The 11528-nt window shown below is 71.5% G+C and carries 14 protein-coding genes; 6 read left to right on the forward strand and 8 right to left on the reverse strand.

Annotation, left to right across the window (positions count from 1 at the left end):
* The first annotated feature begins 309 nt into the window (after positions 1-309).
* The 3 genes from ACE3O1_RS05945 to ACE3O1_RS05955 all read left to right on the forward strand — a co-directional run bounded on the left by ACE3O1_RS05945 (position 310) and on the right by ACE3O1_RS05955 (position 2818).
* A complete protein-coding gene (locus tag ACE3O1_RS05945) occupies positions 310-567 on the forward strand; it encodes a hypothetical protein (protein ID WP_374313421.1) in 258 nt (85 codons plus the stop codon).
* An 80-nt stretch (positions 568-647) separates the two neighbouring features.
* Positions 648-1721: an N-acetyltransferase family protein gene (locus tag ACE3O1_RS05950; protein ID WP_374313423.1), complete on the forward strand. Its 1074-nt coding sequence runs from the start codon at positions 648-650 to the stop codon at positions 1719-1721.
* Positions 1718-2818, forward strand: coding sequence for an N-acetyltransferase family protein (locus ACE3O1_RS05955; protein ID WP_374313427.1), 1101 nt, complete (start codon positions 1718-1720; stop codon positions 2816-2818). The genes ACE3O1_RS05950 and ACE3O1_RS05955 overlap by 4 nt, the downstream gene beginning before the upstream one ends.
* Here ACE3O1_RS05955 and mutM read toward each other — a convergent pair whose 3' ends face one another.
* From mutM to ACE3O1_RS05985, 6 genes are all read right to left on the reverse strand, one after another.
* Complete coding sequence (mutM, locus tag ACE3O1_RS05960; protein ID WP_374313429.1) at positions 2819-3739, reverse strand: bifunctional DNA-formamidopyrimidine glycosylase/DNA-(apurinic or apyrimidinic site) lyase; 921 nt, start codon at positions 3737-3739, stop codon at positions 2819-2821.
* Positions 3732-4370 carry a ribonuclease III gene (gene rnc, locus ACE3O1_RS05965; protein ID WP_374313450.1) on the reverse strand — a complete coding sequence of 213 codons (639 nt, stop codon included), beginning with the start codon at positions 4368-4370 and terminating at the stop codon, positions 3732-3734. The genes mutM and rnc overlap by 8 nt, the downstream gene beginning before the upstream one ends.
* A gap of 79 nt (positions 4371-4449) precedes the next feature.
* On the reverse strand, positions 4450-4659 hold the full coding sequence (gene rpmF, locus ACE3O1_RS05970) for a 50S ribosomal protein L32 (protein WP_127818873.1): 210 nt from the start codon (positions 4657-4659) through the stop codon (positions 4450-4452).
* Between the two features lie 2 nt (positions 4660-4661).
* Positions 4662-5237: a DUF177 domain-containing protein gene (locus ACE3O1_RS05975; protein ID WP_374313431.1), complete on the reverse strand. Its 576-nt coding sequence runs from the start codon at positions 5235-5237 to the stop codon at positions 4662-4664.
* 40 nt (positions 5238-5277) lie between these two features.
* The gene (coaD, locus tag ACE3O1_RS05980) at positions 5278-5775 is read right to left on the reverse strand and encodes a pantetheine-phosphate adenylyltransferase (RefSeq protein ID WP_374313433.1); all 498 of its coding nucleotides are present in this window, start codon (positions 5773-5775) and stop codon (positions 5278-5280) included.
* Positions 5776-5872: 97 nt separating this feature from the next.
* The gene (locus ACE3O1_RS05985; protein ID WP_374313435.1) at positions 5873-8035 is read right to left on the reverse strand and encodes an ATP-dependent DNA helicase RecG; all 2163 of its coding nucleotides are present in this window, start codon (positions 8033-8035) and stop codon (positions 5873-5875) included.
* A gap of 75 nt (positions 8036-8110) precedes the next feature.
* Here ACE3O1_RS05985 and ACE3O1_RS05990 point away from each other — a divergent pair, with 75 nt between their 5' ends.
* Complete coding sequence (locus ACE3O1_RS05990) at positions 8111-8692, forward strand: 1-acyl-sn-glycerol-3-phosphate acyltransferase (RefSeq protein ID WP_374313437.1); 582 nt, start codon at positions 8111-8113, stop codon at positions 8690-8692.
* Positions 8693-8714: 22 nt separating this feature from the next.
* Positions 8715-9287, forward strand: coding sequence for an RsmD family RNA methyltransferase (locus tag ACE3O1_RS05995; protein ID WP_374313439.1), 573 nt, complete (start codon positions 8715-8717; stop codon positions 9285-9287).
* Between the two features lies 1 nt (position 9288).
* Here the strand turns inward: ACE3O1_RS05995 and thiL are convergent, their stop codons facing one another.
* The gene (thiL, locus tag ACE3O1_RS06000) at positions 9289-10278 is read right to left on the reverse strand and encodes a thiamine-phosphate kinase (RefSeq protein WP_374313441.1); all 990 of its coding nucleotides are present in this window, start codon (positions 10276-10278) and stop codon (positions 9289-9291) included.
* Positions 10279-10334: 56 nt separating this feature from the next.
* Between thiL and ACE3O1_RS06005 the strand changes: the two genes are divergently transcribed.
* Positions 10335-10817: a DUF3515 family protein gene (locus ACE3O1_RS06005; protein ID WP_374313443.1), complete on the forward strand. Its 483-nt coding sequence runs from the start codon at positions 10335-10337 to the stop codon at positions 10815-10817.
* 4 nt (positions 10818-10821) lie between these two features.
* On the opposite strand, the gene ACE3O1_RS06010 is transcribed toward ACE3O1_RS06005, so the two are convergent.
* The coding region (locus tag ACE3O1_RS06010) for a D-alanine--D-alanine ligase (RefSeq protein ID WP_374313446.1) at positions 10822-11528 on the reverse strand (707 nt) is incomplete at its 5' end.

The raw sequence follows: 11528 nt of genomic DNA on the forward strand, positions 1-11528 counted from the left end.
GAGAAAGGAGGTCCGAAATGATGCACATGAACACCACCGGAATCATCGCCCCAACCGGCGAAGCGATCCGTCTGTGCGCTCTGCGGACCCACTCCTTCGGCGCATTCCAGAACAGCGGCTTCCACACCGCCGGCTGACCCCCGCAGGGGAGAGCTCTGCCCGCATGCGGGCATGACCCTCCTGCGCCGCCCCGATCCCGGGTGCCGAGCGCTGATCCTGCCATCCGCCCCGTCGTGCTGCGGCACGACATCCCCGCCCGACCGCGCGTGGTTCGGGCATCCACCTCCCTCCACACGGAAGAGAACCATCATGAACACCTCACTTCTCGCGCCGCAGCGCCTCTCGGGCGTGCCCGATACGCTGCGGCTCCCGAGCCGCGACACCCGCACCTCGCTCGTGGACCGCATCGCGCTGCGGATCGGTCTGCAGCTGCTGATCTGGGGCACCCGGACACCGCGGCTCACCGATGACCGCGAGCGCCACGCTCGCGCCCGACGTGCGCACGTCGAGAACACGACGCGTCAGCACGGGTACCTGCGCGAGGCCCTCCTCGCACCCCGGCCGTGACGGCCACCGGGTCCGCCGCCCGCACGCGGCGGCGGACCCCCTCTCCTCTGCCGGCTCCTCCCACCGAAAGACGCACGATCATGAACACACTCACGGACATCGAGTTCCGTCCGCTGACGATCCCCGATTCCATCGATGCGCCCGACGCCGCCGACTTCGTCGAGATGGTGCGGGTGCGAAACCTCATCTACCGAGAGATCTCCGGCCACGACGATCATGCGATCGCCGCCGATGAGCTGCTGCCGCACTTCGCGCCGAACCAGTACGAGCGGCGCCAGATGTGGCTCATCCTCGACGACGGCGCCGTCATCGGCCGCGCCGCGTGCGATCTGCCGCTCGAGAACGACTCGAAGGTGGCGTTCTGGCTGATCGAGCTGCTGCGCGACACGTGGAGCCGAGGAATCGGCTCCGCCGCATACGAGCTCATCGAGCGGACGGCCCGGGAGAACGGGCGCACCGTGCTGCAGTCCTGGGCCGAGCACCCCGAAGCTCCGGGTCCGCGCCTGGCACCGCCCACGGGTTTCGGCGAGATCCCCGAGGACCACGCGGCGCGCTTCTACCTGCGCCACGGATACAGCCTCGAGCAGGTCGAGCGCAACAGCGCCTTCGACCTCACCGCCCCGTTCGACACGGTCGACCGGCTGCTCGCCGAGGCCGAGGCCGCGTCGGCCGGGTACCGCATCGTGCAGTGGTTCGCCCCCACTCCCCCGGAATACGCCGAGGGCTATGCGTGGATGAAGTCCCGCATGGTCACCGACGCTCCGGCCGCCGCTCTCGAGTTCGACGAGGAGAAGTGGGATGCCGCGCGCATCGCCGAGCACGACGCGAAGTACGTCGGCCGCACGATGCAGGTGACCGCTGCCCAGCACGTCGCCAGCGGCGAGCTGTGCGCGTTCAACGAACTCGTGGTCGGCAAGGACCGGACCGAGGCCAGCCATCAGGAGGACACGCTCGTCCTCAAGGAGCACCGCGGTCACAAGCTCGGCACCCTCGTCAAGTGCGCCGGGCTCCTCTCGTGGCGAGAGGTCGCCCCGGAATCCCCGCGAGTGATCACCTACAACGCAGAAGAGAACCGCCCGATGCTCGACATCAACGAGGCGATCGGCTTCGTGCCGATCGCCTACGAGGGCGCATGGAAGAAGGTGCTGTCATGACCGAAGCTGTTCAGTCCCCCGTCATCACGGTCCAGCCGATCGCCGTCCCGGCGACCCTGGACGCCCCGGATGCGGGCCCGTTCCTCGAGCTGGTGCGCATCGCCAACGCGGTCTGCCGGCACGACGCCGGCCACGACTACCTCGACGAGGTGCCCGAAGAGGCGCTCGGGTTCTTCCAGGACCAGTCCGACTGGACGCAGCCGGCCTTCGCGGCGGTGCGCGACGGCGAGATCGTGGGCGTGGTCAAGATGATGATCTCGAACCAGTCGGATGCCTCGACGGTGGAGTTCGATCTCATGATCGATCCTCCCCGGTGGGGGCAGGGCGCCGAGGAGATCCTGCTGGCCGAGGTGGACCGCGAGGCGCGCGAGCGGGGACTGCCCACGATCCAGACCTGGACGCTGCACCGGCCCGGCGCGACCGGCCCGCTGCTGGCGCCGCCGACGGGCTGGGGAACAATCCCCGCCGAGGACCGGCAGACCGTGTTCCAGCTCGCGAACGGATTCACCCTCGAGCAGGTCGAGCGCAACAGCGTCTTCGACCTGACGGGCGACTTCGGTCCCGTCAAGCGGATGCTCGCCGACGCCCTCGCCTCGGCAGGCGAGGACTACCGTCTCGTGGAGTGGACCGCGCCCACGCCCGACGAGTACAAGGACGGCTTCGCCCGCGTGCTCTCGCGCATGTCGACCGACGCCCCGAGCGGCGGCATGGTCGTGGACGAGCAGCACTGGGATGCCGCGCGCGTCGAGCGCCGGGACGCACGCCAGCGCGCGCAGGGCCTCACGGTTTCGGTGGCCGCCGTGGAGCACGTGCCCACCGGGACGATCGCGGCCTACAACGAGCTCGTGATCTCGGAGGAGCGATCGGGCGCGACTCAGCAGTACGGCACCCTCGTGCTGAAGGAGCACCGCGGACGCCGGCTCGGCACGATCGTCAAGTGCGCGAACCTGCTGCGCTGGCGTGAAGTGGTCCCCGAGTCTCCACGCGTCTCGACGTTCAACGCCGAGGAGAACCGCCACATGCTCGACATCAACGAGGCGATCGGGTTCGTCCCGGCGTCGTACGCGGGCGCGTGGAAGAAGGTCCTCGACGTCTGATCAGCGGGGCGACCGAGGCATCCGCTGACAGTGCGGGCAGAAGTGGCTCGACCGGTTGGTGAACGACACGCGCATGATCGGACGGCCGCACCGCGGGCACGGCTCGCCGGTGCGGCCGTACGCGTTGAGGGAGTGGGCGAAGTAGCCGGCCTGCCCGTTGACGTTCACGTACTGCGCGTCGAAGCTGGTGCCCCCTTCGGCCAGCGCCTTCTCGAGCACGTGGCGCACCTCGGCGAGCAGCCGGTTCACGGCGCGGGTCGGCAGCTCGCGCGCAGGCGTCTCGGGATGGATCCGCGCGGCCCACAGCGACTCGTCGGCATAGATGTTGCCGACGCCGCTCAGGACCGTCTGGTCCAGGAGCACCCGCTTGATCGCGGACGCCTTGCCCGCGAGCGTGCGCCGGAACGCGGCATCCGGGAAAGCCGGGTCCAGCGGGTCGCGCGCGATGTGCGCCACCTGGCGGGGAACGGATGCCTCGTCCGTGCCGAATCCGCCGGCAGCGCCGTCAGGCGTCGGCTCGAGGGTGTCCAGCGCGAGGGATCCGAATGTGCGCTGGTCGGCAAAGACCACGGAGACCTCGCCATGATGGGGATGGGACAGATCGATGCGCACGCGCTCGTGCCGCTCGGGTGCGGCACCCGGCGCACGCAGCAGCAGCTGCCCGCTCATGCCGAGGTGGCCCACCACGGCCTCGGAGGGCACGCCGCCCGCCGGCGGCTCGAGGGGAAGCCACAGGAACTTGCCGCGGCGCGCGGCCGAGCGGATCGCCCGGCCGGTCAGTGCCGCCTCGAACTGCGCCGCGCCGCCCGGGTGACGCGTCAGCGCGCGGTCGTCGAGGACGCTCACGCCGACGACGGTCGCACCGGTCACAGCGGGAGCGAGGCCGGCACGGACGACCTCGACCTCGGGGAGTTCAGGCACGCCCGCTGATCTCCTGCCACGCGCGGAGCGCAGCGGCCATCTCGGCCGCCTTCTTGCTGGAGCCCACGCCCTGGGCTGTGACATCGCCGACGACCACGGTCGCGGTGAACTGACGATCGTGGTCGGGGCCCGTGGAGGACACCGAGTACACCGGAGGCTGCACGCCGGACCGGGCCGCGAGCTCCTGAAGGCTCGTCTTGGGGTCCATCGCGGCGCCGTACCGCTCCGGATCGGCGAGCAGGGGCTCGACGAGCCGCAGCACCAGCGCGGTCGCGGCATCCGGACCCGCAGACAGGTACGTCGCTCCGATGACCGCCTCCATCGTGTCGGCGAGGATGGAGTCCTTGTCGCGACCGCCGGTGAGGTCCTCCCCCCGGCCGAGGAGCAGATGCCTGCCGAGGTCGATGCCACGGGCGATCTCAGCCAGCGCCACCGTCGACACGACGCTGGCACGGCGCTTGGCCAGCGCGCCCTCTTCGAGCTCGGGATGACCGGTGAACAGGCGCACGGTCACCGCCTGCCCGAGCACGGAGTCCCCGAGGAACTCGAGGCGCTCGTTGTGAGGGACCTGCCCGTTCTCGTACGCCCAGGAGCGGTGGGTGAGCGCGAGCGACAGAAGCTCGGGGTCGATGTCGACCCCGAGCTTCTGCGTGAGTTAGGTGTGCGCGCGGCGCTCAGCCGGGTCGTCGGTCACGTCGCCTGGGGCGCGATCAGACGTCGGCGACCTTGCGGCCCTTGTACTCGAGGAACAGCTCCGTGCCCTGCGAGTCGGTGACGACCTTCGCCTGGTGCGGACGGCTGTAGACGACCTTGCCGTTCTCGACGGTCTTGACCAGCGTGGGGGCCTCGGCCTTCCACTGCGCGCGACGCGAGCGCGTGTTGGAACGGGAGACCTTCCGCTTCGGGGGGTTGCCTGCCATAGCTAGCTCTCTTCTGTGTTCTCGACGTCTGGGCGCGGTGCTTCGTCGTCGTGGTCTGTGGTGTAGCCCTGGAGCGCGGCCCAGCGAGGATCGCGTGACTCGCGCTGCTCTGCGCCGGTGCTCGTGGTCATACGCTCACCCGTAGCCGGATCGAGGCCGGGGCAATCCGGCTGACACACCGGCTGAAACGGAAGCGACAGGACGATCGCATCCCTGACCAGAGTTTCAAGATCCACGTGGTCGTCTTGAACCTCGAAGTCAGTTGCTTCCTCTCCAGGATACGCGAAAAGCTCCTGAAACTCGACTTCGACCCCCTCGGCGATGTCGGTGAGGCACCGGCCGCACACCCCGGTGTACTCCGCGCCGGCCGTGCCCGAGGCGAGAATCCCCTCGTGCACCGACTCCAGACGGACTTCGAGATCGATGGGCGACTGCGCCTCGACCGAGACCAGGCCCTCGCCCCACTTCTCGGGAGCCGGAACCTCGAACTCGACCTCGCGCATCTCGCCCGGTCGGCGAACGATGTCGCGAACGCGAATCGAGAAGGGACCTGTCACATGCTGTCTGACCACGGTCATCCATCGTAGCCGCGCGCCGCTGTGCGCGGCCCGAGCGCGTTCAGGCGCCGCGCGCGCCGGTGTCGAGGAACCGCGCCACCGCGGGCGGCACGAACGGGGAGACGTCGCCGCCGAGCGACGCGACCTGCCGCACCAGCGAGCTCGAGACGAGCGCGTGCGCCGGATCGGGGAGGAGGAAGACCGTCTCGACGTGGGCGAGGTGGCGGTTGACGATCGCCATCGGGGTCTCGTAGGCGACGTCCACCTGCGATCGGATGCCCTTGACGAGCACCCCTGCGTCGACGTCGGTGGCGTAGTCCACGAGCAGGCCCATGCTCCACGACGCCACGACGACGTCTCCCGCGATGTCGCTCTCCTCGATGGACTGCTCCAGCAGGCTCAGACGCTGAGCGATGGGGAGCATCGCCTCCTTGCCGGGGTTGTGCACCACCAGCACGTGCAGCTGGTCGTAGAGCGACGCCGCACGGCGGATCACGTCGAGGTGACCGAGGGTCGGCGGGTCGAACGACCCGGGGACGACGGCGATCCGGCTGTTCATGGGCTCAGCCTATCGGCCGCTCGTGTGGGGCCCGGCCGAGGGCAGCGGGGGTGAGATCTCGATGCACCGGCGCTGCGCGCCACTGATCCGAGCCGCGTCAATTCTTCGCCAGCGCGGCGCGCTCCTCGCGCCCGACGCGGCGCTCGAGTGCGGCGACGAGACCCGGATGCCGCGCCAGGACCGGGTCGTCGGCGAGCACGTGCTCCGCCGCGGTGCGGGCCTCGGCGATGATGTCGGCATCCTTGACCACCCGCAGGAGCCGCAGCGACGAGCGGGCGCCGGACTGCGCGTCGCCCAGCACGTCGCCCTCCCCCCGCAGCTCGAGGTCGACCTCGGCCAGTTCGAAGCCGTCGAGGGTCGCGGCGACCGCGTCGACGCGCTGACGGGCCGGCGAACCGGCTGTCGCCTCGGTGACCAGCAGGCAGAGGCCGGGCACGCCGCCGCGCCCGACGCGGCCGCGGAGCTGATGGAGCTGCGACACCCCGAACCGGTCGGCCTCGAGGATGGCCATCGTCGACGCGTTCGGCACGTCGACGCCGACCTCGACCACGGTCGTCGCGACGAGCACGTCGACCTCGCCGCGCGCGAACGCCTGCATCACCGCATCCTTCGCATCCGCCGGCATCTTGCCGTGCAGGATCTCCACACGGATGTCGGCGAAGGCCGGATGCCGCGAGAGCAGGTCCGCGACCTGCACGACTCCCCACCGGGTGCGGCTCGTCTCGCCTTCGGCCGAGCCGGGCGGCTCGTCGGCGGTGTCGTCCTTCGCCAGCGTCTCGGCGTCGATCGCCGCGCACACGACGAAGGCCTGGCGACCCTGGGCCACCTCCTCGGCGATGCGATCCCACACGCGGCCGAACCACGCCGGCTTCTCGCCGACCGGGGCGACGAACGTCTGGATGCCGGCGCGCCCCTCGGGCATCGTGCGGATCGTCGACACGTCGAGGTCTCCGAACACCGTCATCGCCACTGTCCGCGGGATCGGGGTGGCGGTGAGGACGAGCGCGTGCGGAGAAGAGCCCTTGGCCCGGAGCGACTCGCGCTGCTCGACCCCGAAGCGGTGCTGCTCGTCGACGACGACGAGACCGAGGTCGGCGAAGGTCGTGCTCTCGCTCAGCAGGGCGTGCGTGCCCACGACGATCAGCGCCTGGCCCGACGCGACGCGCAGCGCCGCCTTGCGCCGCTCGGCGGCGGGCAGCTGGCCGGTGAGCAGGGTCGGCATGAGCTCGGGGGCCAGCCGGGGCCCCAGCATCCGGGCGATGGATCGCACGTGCTGCGCGGCGAGCACCTCGGTCGGCGCGATCAGCGCCGACTGCCCGCCGCTCTGTGCGACCTGCAGCATCGCGCGGAGCGCCACGAGGGTCTTGCCCGACCCGACTTCGCCCTGCACCAGCCGATTCATCGGCCAGTCGCCCTGCAGGTCGCGCTCGACCTGGTCGCCGACGCTCACCTGATCGGGGGTGCGCGGGAACGGAAGGTCCGCGTCGAAGCGCTCGAGCAGTGCTCCGGGGGCACGACGCGTGGCCGAGAGCGCCCGCACGAACGCGCGCTGCTGCAGGAGGGCGACCTGCAGCACGAACGCCTCGTGCATCCGCAGCGTCTCCCGCGCCTGCTCGATCTGATCCTCGAAGTCGGGCCGGTGGATCCGCTCGATCGCGGTGCGTGCGTCGAGGAGACCGTGGCGCGCCCGCAGCTCCGGCGTCAGCGGATCGTCGACCGGGCCGAGGCCATCCAGCACGAGGTCGACGATCGTCTTGAGCTTCCAGCTCGCCACCGTGCTCGTGGCGGGATAGATCGGGATCGGCAGGTTCGCGTTCGCCTCGGCGGTGAGCCGCGCGGTCGCCTCGTCGTCGAACAGCTCGTAGTCGGGGTGGGTCAGCTGCTTCGTGCCGCGGTACTCCCCCACCTTGCCCGCGAAGATCCCGCGACGCCCCGGAGCGAGGTCCTTGAGGCGCCAGGACTGGTTGAAGAAGGTCAGCGAGAGGTCGCCGTTCCCGTCGCTGATCACCACCTCGAGGATCGACCCGCGCCGGTTCTGCATGCGGCGCTCGCCGGCGCGGCGCACCTCGGCGACGATCGTCACCGGCTCGCCGATCGGCAGGGAGGAGATGGGCGTCAGCTCGCCGCGCTTGGCGTAGCGCCGCGGGTAGTGCGACAGGAGGTCTCCGACGGTGCGCATGCCGAACGCGCGCTCCAGCGCCGACGCCGTCTTCCCGCCGACCGCGCCGTCCAGGCGCGACTCGAGGGTGAAGGAGGGCATGGGACGAGTCTAGGGAGGCCCGGCGACGCGTGCCCTCACAACAGAACCCCCAGGCCGGCCGCGTATGGTGGGCGGATGCTTCGGCGACTCCTCTCCCGCGTCTACTGGGCGTGCAGCCGCTGGACGCTCTCCTCCGAACCGGCGCCGACGCGGCCCACCGTCCTCCTCGGCGTCCCGCACACGTCGAACTGGGACTTCGTCCTGATGCTCGGCATCGCCTGGCGACTCGGCTTCCCGATCCGGTGGCTCGGAAAGGCGAGCCTGTTCCGGGGCTGGCGCGGCCCGCTCATGCACCGGCTCGGGGGCATCCCCGTCGATCGGTCGGACCCCTCGCGCGTGGTGGCGGACGTGGTCGATCGCATGCGCGCCGGCGAGTCGTTCGGGCTGGTCGTGACTCCCGAGGGCACGCGTGGAGCCGGCGCCTACTGGAAGTCGGGGTTCTACCGCATCGCCCGCGAGGCCGGGCTGGGGGTCACGCTCGGCTACGTCGACCGCACGACCATGACCACCGGGCTCGGGCCGACGATCGAGCTCACGGGTGACGTCCGCGCTGACATGGACGTCATCCGCGCCTTCTATGCCGACAAGGCCGGGCTGCGCCCCGAACGCCGCACCGAGCCGCGCCTGCGCGAAGAGGACGCTCCGATCGCGCCGTGAGGCTCCCGGCTATCGTGGGCGTGTGACCCGCATCATCGCCGGCCGGGCCGGCTCCCTCACCCTCGAGGTCCCCGACGCGGGCACCCGTCCCACGAGCGATCGCGTGCGCGAATCGCTGTTCGGGGCGCTCGAATCGGCGGATGCGCTGCGCGGTGCGGCGGTGCTCGACCTCTACGCCGGCTCGGGCGCCCTGGCGCTCGAGGCCGTGAGCCGCGGGGCCGCGCGCGCGGACCTCGTCGAGAAGGCGCCGCGCGCGGCATCCGTCGTCCAGCGCAACGCCGCGAAGGTCCGCAAGGCGCTCGCGCGCGACGCCGCGATCGACGTGCACCGCACGTCGGTCTCCGCCTATCTCCAGGTGGCGCGCGGACCGTTCGACCTCGTCTTCATCGACCCGCCCTACGACCTCCCCGAGTCGGAGCTCACCACCGCCCTGGAACTGCTGCTCCCCTCGCTCGCAGCGGGCGCGATCGTCGTCGTCGAACGCGGTTCGCGATCGCCGGAGCCGGTCCTCCCGCCGGGCCTCGTCGCCGATCGCTCCAAGCGGTACGGAGACACCACGCTGTGGTGGTCGACCGCCGGGCCCGCGCCGGAGTGACTCAGCCGGTCCGCGCGTCCCAGTCGCGGTAGGGATCCCAGCCGCCGCGGCCGTCGTGCGGCTCACCGTCCACGAGCACGGGGTCGCCGGTGCGCTCGACCACGCGACCGATCACCCGGAAGCCCTCCGGCACGTCGCCGGCGAACGTCGCCAGCAGCGCGTGGTCCTCGCCGCCGGCCAGCGCCGATGCGGGGTCGTCACCCAGCGCGGCGGAGTCGATCAGGACGGAGACACCGGATGCCGCGGCCAGCCGCGACGCGTCGAGCACGAGTCCGTCGGACACGTCCATCATCGACGTCGCGCCCGCATCCGCGGCGACCGGTCCGAGACCGAGGGGCGGCGAAGGACGCAGCTGGACGGCCAGATCGGTGCGCTCGGCCGGGGTGAGGACGTCCGGATCGACGGCGCGCGGCGCGCCCGCGGCATCCGTGAACCTCGCGAACAGGACGCCGAGACCGCGGGCCGCCTGGCCGAGGTCGCCGGCGACCGCGAGGACGTCGCCGGGGCGTGCGCCCGAGCGCAGCACCGGGGCGCGGCCGTCGAGCGTGCCGAGGGCGGTCACGGCGATCGTGAGGGTGTCGGACACCGTGAGGTCGCCGCCCTCGACGGCGCATCCGGGCGCGAGCTCGTCGCACGCCGCGCGCAGGCCCGAGGCGAGGTCCTCCACGAACGAGAGCCGCGTCGTGTCGGGCATGGCGAGCGCGACGAGCAGAGCGGTGGGCCGGGCACCCATCGCGGCGATGTCGGCGAGGTTCACGGCCGCCGCCTTCCAGCCGAGGTCGAACGCGCTCGACCACGCGAGCCGGAAGTCCGGTCCGTGCACGAGCGTGTCGACCGTCGCGACCACGCGGCCGTCGGGAGCCGCCAGCACGGCGGCGTCGTCGCCGGGTCCGACCTCGGCATGCGACGCCGCGAGCCGCGCGAGGATCCGCCGCAGGATCGCCCCCTCGGAGAGGTCGCCGACGACGGGATCCGGATGCTGCGCGCTCACGGCTCCACGCTACCGCCGCGCGATCGACGGGTCCGCGCCCGGGTTAGCCTGGAGAGGTGCCCCGCCCGTCCCGCACCGCTCTCGCGGCCGTCATCGCCGTCGCGGCGATCGCGCTGACCGGATGCTCCGGCACGGTCTCGATGCAGGCGGCCCCGGAGGCGAACGACCCCGCGTGCGCGGACGTGACCTCGCTCCTCCCCGGCACGCTGGCCGGCGAGCAGCGCCGGTGGACCGACGCGCAGGCCACGGGAGCCTGGGGGGATCCGGCGGCCGTGCTGTTCACGTGCGGCGTGGAGCCCATCGGGCCGACCACGCTTCCCTGCCAGACCGTCAACGGCGTCGACTGGGTGATCGACGAGAGCAAGGCCCCGAACTACCGCGTCACGAGCTACGGCCGCGTCCCCGCGGTCGAGGTGTACCTCGACAACGACGTCGTCTCGAGCGCCGACGTGCTCGACCAGCTCTCGCTGCTCGTGTCGCGGCTGCCCGCCGACGGCGCGACGTGCCTCCCGCGCGAGGGCGCGCAGTCCACGGGCTGAGCCGCTACGCGACCCGCTCCAGGGCGGTGTCGATGAGCTCGGCGATGAGGTCGGGATACGACAGCCCCGACGCGATCCAGCACTTCGGGAACATCGAGATCGGCGTGAACCCGGGCATCGTGTTCAGCTCGTTGACGTAGAGCCCGTCCGCCGTCAGGAAGAAGTCCACCCGCGCCAGCCCGCGCCCGTCGACGGCGTCGAACGCGCGCACGCCGAGCTCCTGCAGGTCGGCGATCTCGGCATCCGTCAGGTCTGCCGGGCACACGACCTCGGCCCCGTCCCCGCCGAGGTACTTGCCCTCGAAGTCGTAGAACTCGCGGGTGGTGAGGACGATCTCACCGGGCAGCGACGCGCGCGAGGGTCCGCCGTCGCGACCCTCGAGGATCGCCACCTCCACCTCGCGGCCGACGATCGCCGACTCGATGAGCACCTTGTCGTCCTCGGCGAACGCCAGCGCGAGGGCGGCATCCAGCTCGGATGCCTCGTGCACCTTGGAGACCCCCACGCTCGATCCCGCGCGCGCCGGCTTCACGAACGCGGGCTCGCCGAGGGTCGCGGCATCCGCGCGCACCCGCTCGGGGTCCGCCTCCCACTCCCGGCGCGTGACGGTGACCCACGGAGCGACCGGCACGCCGGCCGACTGCAGCACGATCTTCATGAAGTGCTTGTCCATGCACAGCGCCGAGTCGAGCACGCCCCCGCCGGCGTAGG

The organism is Microbacterium sp., assembly GCF_041909575.1.
In the GTDB taxonomy this organism is placed as follows: domain Bacteria; phylum Actinomycetota; class Actinomycetes; order Actinomycetales; family Microbacteriaceae; genus Microbacterium.

Coding starts and splice junctions, on each gene's coding strand:
- ACE3O1_RS05945 (WP_374313421.1), top strand. CDS start 310: ATGAACACCTCACTTCTCGCGCCGCAGCGCCTCTCGGGCGTGCCCGAT.
- ACE3O1_RS05950 (WP_374313423.1), top strand. CDS start 648: ATGAACACACTCACGGACATCGAGTTCCGTCCGCTGACGATCCCCGAT.
- ACE3O1_RS05955 (WP_374313427.1), top strand. CDS start 1,718: ATGACCGAAGCTGTTCAGTCCCCCGTCATCACGGTCCAGCCGATCGCC.
- rpmF (WP_127818873.1), bottom strand. CDS start 4,659: ATGGCAGGCAACCCCCCGAAGCGGAAGGTCTCCCGTTCCAACACGCGC.
- ACE3O1_RS05975 (WP_374313431.1), bottom strand. CDS start 5,237: ATGACCGTGGTCAGACAGCATGTGACAGGTCCCTTCTCGATTCGCGTT.
- coaD (WP_374313433.1), bottom strand. CDS start 5,775: ATGAACAGCCGGATCGCCGTCGTCCCCGGGTCGTTCGACCCGCCGACC.
- ACE3O1_RS05985 (WP_374313435.1), bottom strand. CDS start 8,035: ATGCCCTCCTTCACCCTCGAGTCGCGCCTGGACGGCGCGGTCGGCGGG.
- ACE3O1_RS05990 (WP_374313437.1), top strand. CDS start 8,111: ATGCTTCGGCGACTCCTCTCCCGCGTCTACTGGGCGTGCAGCCGCTGG.